This window comes from Amycolatopsis sp. SID8362 (assembly GCF_010550475.1).
Taxonomy (GTDB): domain Bacteria; phylum Actinomycetota; class Actinomycetes; order Mycobacteriales; family Pseudonocardiaceae; genus Amycolatopsis; species Amycolatopsis eburnea.
This window is the reverse complement of the sequence record NZ_JAAGNB010000460.1, coordinates 1-6,643: the sequence shown is the minus strand read 5'-3', so window position 1 is coordinate 6,643 and position 6,643 is coordinate 1. Positions and strand designations below refer to the sequence as shown.

The window sequence follows — 6,643 nt, the reverse complement described above, 5'->3', positions numbered from 1 at the left end:
ACCGCCGGCACGCCGGAGCCGGGCAGCGCGGAGGCCGAGCTGGCCGCGTTCCTGGAGCCGCGCGACTGGGCGGCGGAGACCGCGGTGGCGGCGAGCTGACCCCGGCGCACCGGTGAGCGGGAAACCCTTCTTCACCAAGGGTGAGTGACCGTGTCGAGTATTGACACACTCACCCGGAAGGTGTGTGATCTGTCCCATAGATAGGAAACTTTCCTAACTATTACCCACCGGTGGTCCGCCGAACCATCCCCCGCCCCGGTCCCCCGACCCACGCAGGAGGCTCCCAGTGGCACCCCGTCCACCGTGGCGCGTGGTACTGGCCGGTACCGCAGTCGCGGCGCTCGGCCTCACCGCGCTCAGCCCGGTAAGCGCTTTCGCCGCGGACACCGACTACGAGTCCGAAACCGCCGTGATCTCCCAAGGCGCCGTCGAGTCGAACCACGCCGGGTACTCCGGCACCGGGTTCGTCAACTTCGACAACGTCGTGGGCAGCTACGTCGAGTACGCCGTGAACGCCGCCCAGGCGGGCACGCACACCCTGACCTTCCGCTACGCCAACGGAACCACGGACAACCGGCCGGTGAAGCTCACCGTCGACGGCGGTGACAAGGGCACCGTCGACTTCCCCGGCACCGGCGCCTGGACCACCTGGAAGACCGCCACCGCGACCGTGCAGCTGACCGCCGGCGTCAACAAGGTCCGGACCACCGCAACCACCGCGAACGGCGGCCCGAACGCCGACAAGCTCACCGACACCTTCGTCGCGCCGACCGACGGCGAACCGCCGACGCCGCCGTCGAACCTCAAGGCGAGCAACATCCTCCCGACCGCGGCCACCTTCAGCTGGACCGCCGCGACCGACAACGTCGGCGTCGTCCGCTACGAGATCAACCGCGGCGGCAACATCCTCAAGACCGTCGACGGCGCCACCACCACGGCGACCGTGGACAACCTGACGCCGAACACCGCCTACGACATCTCGGTCGGCGCGTTCGACGCCGCCGGCAACCCGTCGCAGCAGAGCAACGTGGTCACCTTCACCACGCCGCCGAGCGACGACACCACCCCGCCCACCGTCCCGGGCAACCTGCACTCCACCGGCGTCACGGCGAACAGCGTTTCCCTGGCGTGGAACGCTTCCACCGACAACGGCGGCACCATCGCCGGCTACGACGTCTACCAGGGCACCGCGAAGGTGGCCACGACGACGTCCCTGAGCACGACCGTCACGAACCTGAACCCGAGCACCTCGTACACCTTCACCGTCAAGGCGCGCGACCCCGACGGCAACAGCTCCGCGGCGAGCAACGCGGTCACCGCCAAGACGTCCGCTCCGGGCGGCGCAGGGGGCATCCCGGAGTACGACAAGGACATCGCGAAGGTCGACCTCGGCTGGTCGGTGGACTTCCTGCCCAACGGCAACGCGCTGGTGACCGAGCGGGACCGGTTCGAGCTCCTGCTCGTCACGCCGTCCGGCCAGAAGACCACGCTGGGCAAGGTGCCGGGCGTGGTCACGACCACCGGCGAGGGCGGCCTGCTCGGCCTGGCGATCTCGCCGAACTGGAGCACCGACCACGCGATCTACCTGTACCACACGGCATCCGGGGACAACCGGATCGTGAAGATGACCTACGACGGCACCACGCTGTCCTCGACGTCGACGCCGGTGCTGACCGGGATCGCGAAGAACCGCTACCACAACGGCGGCCGGATCAAGTTCGGCCCGGACGGCAAGCTGTACGCCACCGTCGGCGACGCGAAGAACAGCGAAAACGCGCAGAACAAGAGCTCGCTCAACGGGAAGATCCTCCGGCTCAACCCGGACGGCTCCGCGCCGGGCGACAACCCGTTCTACGCCACCGGCGGCAACGCCCGGTACGTCTGGAGCTACGGCCACCGCAACCCGCAGGGCCTGGCCTGGGACTCCCGCGGCCAGCTGTGGGCGGCGGAGTTCGGTGAGAGCAGCCAGGACGAGCTCAACCTGATCCAGAAGGGCGGCAACTTCGGCTGGCCCAGCTGCGAAGGCACGATCGGCAGCTGCAGCGGCTTCATCGCCCCGAAGAAGACCTGGCCGACTTCGCAGGCCGGGCCGAGCGGGGTGGAGATCGTCAACGACTGGATCTACATCGCCGGCGTCACCGGCCAGCAGCTGTTCGCCACGCAGATCAACGCGGCGGGCACGGGCATCGGCACGGTGTCCACGCTGTTCTCCGGCCGCTGGGGCCGCCTCCGCTCGGTCACGAAGACCCCGGACGGCGGGCTGTGGCTGACCTCGACCAACAACGACAAGAACGGCGGCACGCCGTCGGTGCTGGACAACGTCATCGTGCGGCTGAAGTTCCCCGGCGGCACCACCCCGGGCGCCTTCAAGCTGACGAGCTCCGCGTTCGCCGACAACGCCACCATCCCGGACAAGTACACCTGCGCCGGGGACGGCACGGCGGGCCAGGACCCGTCGCCGCCGCTGGCGTGGGGTGCCGCCGCGGGTGCCAAGGGCTACGCGGTCGTGTTCGCCGACACCGCGAACGGCGGGAACAAGCTGCACTGGGCGATCTGGGACGTCCCGGCGTCGGCCCGTGCCCTGCCGGAAGGGCTCGGCGCGGGGTACACCGTGCCGAACCAGGGCGGAGCCAAGCAGAAGGCGATGGGCAGCGGGGCGAACGCCCAGAAGTTCTTCGGCCCGTGCCCGGGCGGCTCCAGCCACCCGTACACGTTCACGCTCTACGCCCTGAACACCGCGACCGTCCCCGGCCTGTCGTCGTCCTCGACGATGGCCCAGATCGAAACGGCGATCAAGGGCGCGTCGACGGCCAACGTGGTGCTGCGCGGCAAGTCCAGCGCGGCCGCCTAGAAGCCGCGGCAGGGGTGACCGGAGCGGCGCCGGTCACCCCTGCCGCCCTCACCCCTGTTCAGCGAGGCTGCGCAGGTGCGCGTCGACGTCGAAGCCGTGTTCCTCCAGCCGCCGCCGGGCGAGCAGGAGCTCGTCCGGGGTGAACAGCTCCGAGTACTCCGCGCGGAGCATCGTCGCCTCCGAGCTGCGGCCGAGCTGGTTCTTCTCCCAGAGCACGGTGAACCCGCCGGCGGTCCCGGCCCCGCGCAGCAGCAGGCGCGCCGCCTCGACGCCGCCGTGCTCGCGCACCATCCGCTCGAACTGGGCGGGCCGGTAGCCGTAGTCCTTGGCCAGGACCCGGCAGCCGTCGAGCAGGTCCTCGGTGAACCGCGCGGCGAGGCGGGGATCGGCCGGGACGGGAGTGGCGGGTTCGGGCATCGGGCACCTCTCGACGGGACGGCTTCCCTGATTAATCGCGAACGGGGCCGGTTTCGCTACGCCGTTCGGGAAGTCAATCTGCGGATGCCACTCTCCGTGCGCAGGATAACGGACAAAAGCACCAAAGAGTGACCCCTTGATGCTCTGTGGTCCACTATGGACAGAGCCGGGCCGGATGGCGGCCCGCGACGGGTGGGCCTGCAGCGTCCTGAATGAGTCATTCAGGACCTCCGAAGACCTGAATGAGTCATTCAGGACGCCGGAAATGCTGCCACCGAGCAAGCCGCCGCACCTCTGCCGGGCCCTGACGCCGGTCGGCGCAGGCCGGGGTCGGCGGTCCGGCGACTTTGCCGGAGCCCTGGTCCGGGCCGGGGTCACCAGCCGAACAGGCCGCCCATGATCCGGGCGCAGCGGGCCGTCATCGCCGCCGCGTCCTCGTCCGGGCGGTCGATCCACCAGCTGATCAGCGAGTCGACCACGCCGGTCCAGACCTGCGCGATGGCTTCGATGTCGACCGGGTCGGCCAGGCCGCGCGCGGTCATCAGCTCCGTCGCGCCCAGCAGCGCGAAGGCGTCGAGGCGGCGCCGGTAGTCCGCGGCCGCCGCCGCGATGTCGCCCGTCGCCGGTACCGTCGCGTCGCGCAGCAGGCGCCACGCGTAGCGGTCGTGGTCGAACGTCGTGAAGATCGCGGACAGCACCTTGAGCGGCATCTTCTCGGGCTCGCCGCCGCCCGCCATGGTCGTCGCGACGCCCTCGGTGAGCCGGTCGCCCGCGCGGTGCAGGCAGGCCAGGTAGAGGCCGTCCTTCGAGCCGAAGTACTGGTACAGCAGCGGCTTCGTGACCCCGACGCGGCGCGCGATCTCGACCATCGACGCGCCCGCGTAGCCCGCCCGGCCGAACTCCTCGGTGCCGGCCACGACGAGCTGGGCCTCGCGTTCCTCGCGGGGCATCCCCTTGGTCCCGACCGCCCTTGACTCCGTCACGCCGCAGAGCCTACCGTTGGCAAAGTGACCTTTGGGTAAGTTACCGTAGGGTCAGATAGAAGGAGGCGACGTGGCCGAGTTCCTGGCGCACCTGCGCGATCCCGTGCTGTTCGCGACCCCGGTGTTCCTGCTGTTCGTGGCGATCGAGATCGTCGCGGTGCACGTGCTCGGGCACGACGACAACGTGGTCGGCTACAGCGTCGCCGACACCCGCACGAGCATGCTGATGGGCACCGTCGCGGTGGGCGTCAACGCGCTGTTCCGGCTGGTCATGCTCTTCGTCTTCGCGGCGCTGTTCGAGCTGGCACCGGTGCACCTCGACCCGCGGAACTGGTGGACGTGGGTGCTCATGCTGCTCGGCCAGGAGCTGGTCTTCTACGCCTACCACCGGGCCAGCCACCGCGTGCGGCTGCTGTGGGCCGGGCACCAGGTGCACCACTCCAGCGAGCACTACAACTTCTCGACGGCGCTGCGCCAGAAGTGGACCCCGTACTTCCAGCTGCCGTTCTGGTCGGTGCTGGCGCTGTGCGGGATCCCGCCGTGGATGATCCTCACCGGGCTCTCGATCGACCTCGTCTACCAGTTCTTCGTGCACACCGAGAAGGTCGGCAAGCTGCCGCGCTGGTTCGAGTACGTCTTCAACACCCCGTCGCACCACCGCGTCCACCACGGCAGCGACGCGGAGTACCTGGACGCCAACTACGGCGGCATCCTGATCATCTGGGACCGGCTCTTCGGCAGCTTCGTCCCCGAGGGCAAGCGGCCGACGTACGGGCTGACGACGAACATCGAGACGTACAACCTGCTGAAGGTCGGCTTCCACGAGTACGGCTCGATCCTGCGCGACCTGCGCGGCGCGCGGACCTGGCGCGAGCGCGCGGGCTACGTGTTCGGGCCGCCCGGCTGGCAGCCCGAACACGCGCTCGCGTGAGGGGTTACGCCGTGTGCCGCAGGGCGAGGCTGTTCAGCGGCGGGCGCTGCGGTGACGTCAGGTCGGTCAGCACCAGCTCGCGCTCGACCCCGCTGTCCGACGCGCCCCGCTGGAACTGGGCGAGCGTGGTGGCCGGCGGGACGGCGGTGATCAGCCGGTCGTAGCGCTGCAGGCGGTCGAACAGCGTCTGCATGATCTGCCCGGCCATCCGGCCCAGCGCCTGCGTGCTCTGGTGCCGGTGGGCGCGGTGGCCGAGGTCGACCTGGGCGAGCGCGTCGAGGCCGTGCAGCTCCAGCAGGTCGATGAGGTGCCCGATCTCGACGCCGTAGTTGGCGACGAACGGGATGCTCTCCAGCACCTCGCGGCGGCCCGCGTATTCGCCGGCGAGCGGCTGGACGAAGCCGGCCAGCTCCGGCCAGAACATGTTGAGCAGCGGCCGCGCGACGAGTTCGGTGACGCGGCCGCCGCCGTCGGCCTCGGTGCCCAGCGGGCGGTGGTAGAAGCCCTTGACGTAGGCCACGGACGGGTCGGTGAGCAGCGGGCCGAGCAGCCCGGTGACGTAGCCGGTGGTGAAGTCGTGCAGGTCGCCGTCGACGAAGACGACGAGGTCGCCCGACGTCGCCGCGACGCCCTTCCAGAGCGCCTCGCCCTTGCCCGGCAGCCCGGCGAGACCCGGGAAGACGGCGTCCTGCGCGACGACGTCCGCCCCCGCGGCCGCGGCGACCTCGGCGGTGGCGTCGGTGGAGTGGCTGTCGACGACGAGGATCTCGTCGACGAGCACCCCGTGGAGCTCCTCGCGGATGGCGGTGACGATCGCCCCGACGGTGGCTTCCTCGTCCCGGGCCGGGATGACGACGGAAACGGTGGTGCCGCGCTTGGCCGCGACCAGCTCGTCGACGGTGTGGTCGCCGGCCTTGCTGCTGCGCCGGTCGAGCCAGGTGCCGACTTCCGGCGACACCTGCAGGCGTGCGTTGCGCATGGGGTTCCCCTTCCCTCGGTCGGTTCCGAGGTTCGGGGCGCCGCGTTTCGACGGTGCCGCCCGGGTGCTACCGGGGTGTTACGAAGTGAGGGCCCCGGTTAACGCGACGAGCCGAAAACGGGCTGACCGGCGCGGCCGACCGGCCCAGGCTCGCGGCCGATGAGCCAGTACTTCAGCATCGACGGCCAGGACGTGTGGAACCCGGCCAACGGGCCCGGCACGTTGTTCACGCGCCTCGCCGAGGCGTTCGTCCCGGTGGCCGGGCCGTCGGGGATCGGCGTGACGCCCGGCGACCCCGACGACCACCCGATCGACGGGGCGGCCTTCGCGAAGTTCACCGACGCGCTGATCGCCGGATACCGCGCGACCTCGCACCCGATCCAGCGAGCGCTCCTGGAGGGTTTCGTGGCGACGGCGGCCGTGCTGGCGCGCCGCGGCGGGCTCGCGCTGCCCGCGCTCGACGGGCCGGCGGCGGTGTCGTC

Annotated in this window: 6 protein-coding genes; 3 read left to right on the top strand and 3 right to left on the bottom strand. The window is 70.6% G+C overall.

The annotated features are described in order from the left end of the window. Positions 1-286: 286 nt before the first annotated feature. Positions 287-2,851 carry a PQQ-dependent sugar dehydrogenase gene (locus tag G3I65_RS14510; RefSeq protein WP_160696577.1) on the top strand — a complete coding sequence of 855 codons (2,565 nt, stop codon included), beginning with the start codon at positions 287-289 and terminating at the stop codon, positions 2,849-2,851. Positions 2,852-2,899: 48 nt separating this feature from the next. Here G3I65_RS14510 and G3I65_RS14505 read toward each other — a convergent pair whose 3' ends face one another. After that, entirely contained in the window at positions 2,900-3,268 is a 369-nt protein-coding gene (locus G3I65_RS14505) for a hypothetical protein (protein WP_086860813.1), read from the bottom strand. 374 nt (positions 3,269-3,642) lie between these two features. After that, positions 3,643-4,251, bottom strand: a complete 609-nt coding sequence (locus tag G3I65_RS14500; RefSeq protein WP_309235460.1) for a TetR/AcrR family transcriptional regulator — start codon at positions 4,249-4,251, stop codon at positions 3,643-3,645. Between the two features lie 70 nt (positions 4,252-4,321). On the opposite strand from G3I65_RS14500, the gene G3I65_RS14495 reads away from it, so the two are divergent. Continuing rightward, positions 4,322-5,182 (top strand): sterol desaturase family protein, encoded by an 861-nt coding sequence (locus G3I65_RS14495; protein WP_160696576.1) that lies wholly within the window; start codon positions 4,322-4,324, stop codon positions 5,180-5,182. A gap of 4 nt (positions 5,183-5,186) precedes the next feature. On the opposite strand, the gene G3I65_RS14490 is transcribed toward G3I65_RS14495, so the two are convergent. Beyond that, positions 5,187-6,161: a glucosyl-3-phosphoglycerate synthase gene (locus tag G3I65_RS14490; protein ID WP_160696575.1), complete on the bottom strand. Its 975-nt coding sequence runs from the start codon at positions 6,159-6,161 to the stop codon at positions 5,187-5,189. A gap of 159 nt (positions 6,162-6,320) precedes the next feature. On the opposite strand from G3I65_RS14490, the gene G3I65_RS14485 reads away from it, so the two are divergent. Beyond that, a partial coding sequence (locus G3I65_RS14485) for a DUF6086 family protein (protein ID WP_160696574.1) occupies positions 6,321-6,643 on the top strand: 323 nt, incomplete at its 3' end.

Coding starts and splice junctions, on each gene's coding strand:
- G3I65_RS14505 (WP_086860813.1), bottom strand. CDS start 3,268: ATGCCCGAACCCGCCACTCCCGTCCCGGCCGATCCCCGCCTCGCCGCG.
- G3I65_RS14490 (WP_160696575.1), bottom strand. CDS start 6,161: ATGCGCAACGCACGCCTGCAGGTGTCGCCGGAAGTCGGCACCTGGCTC.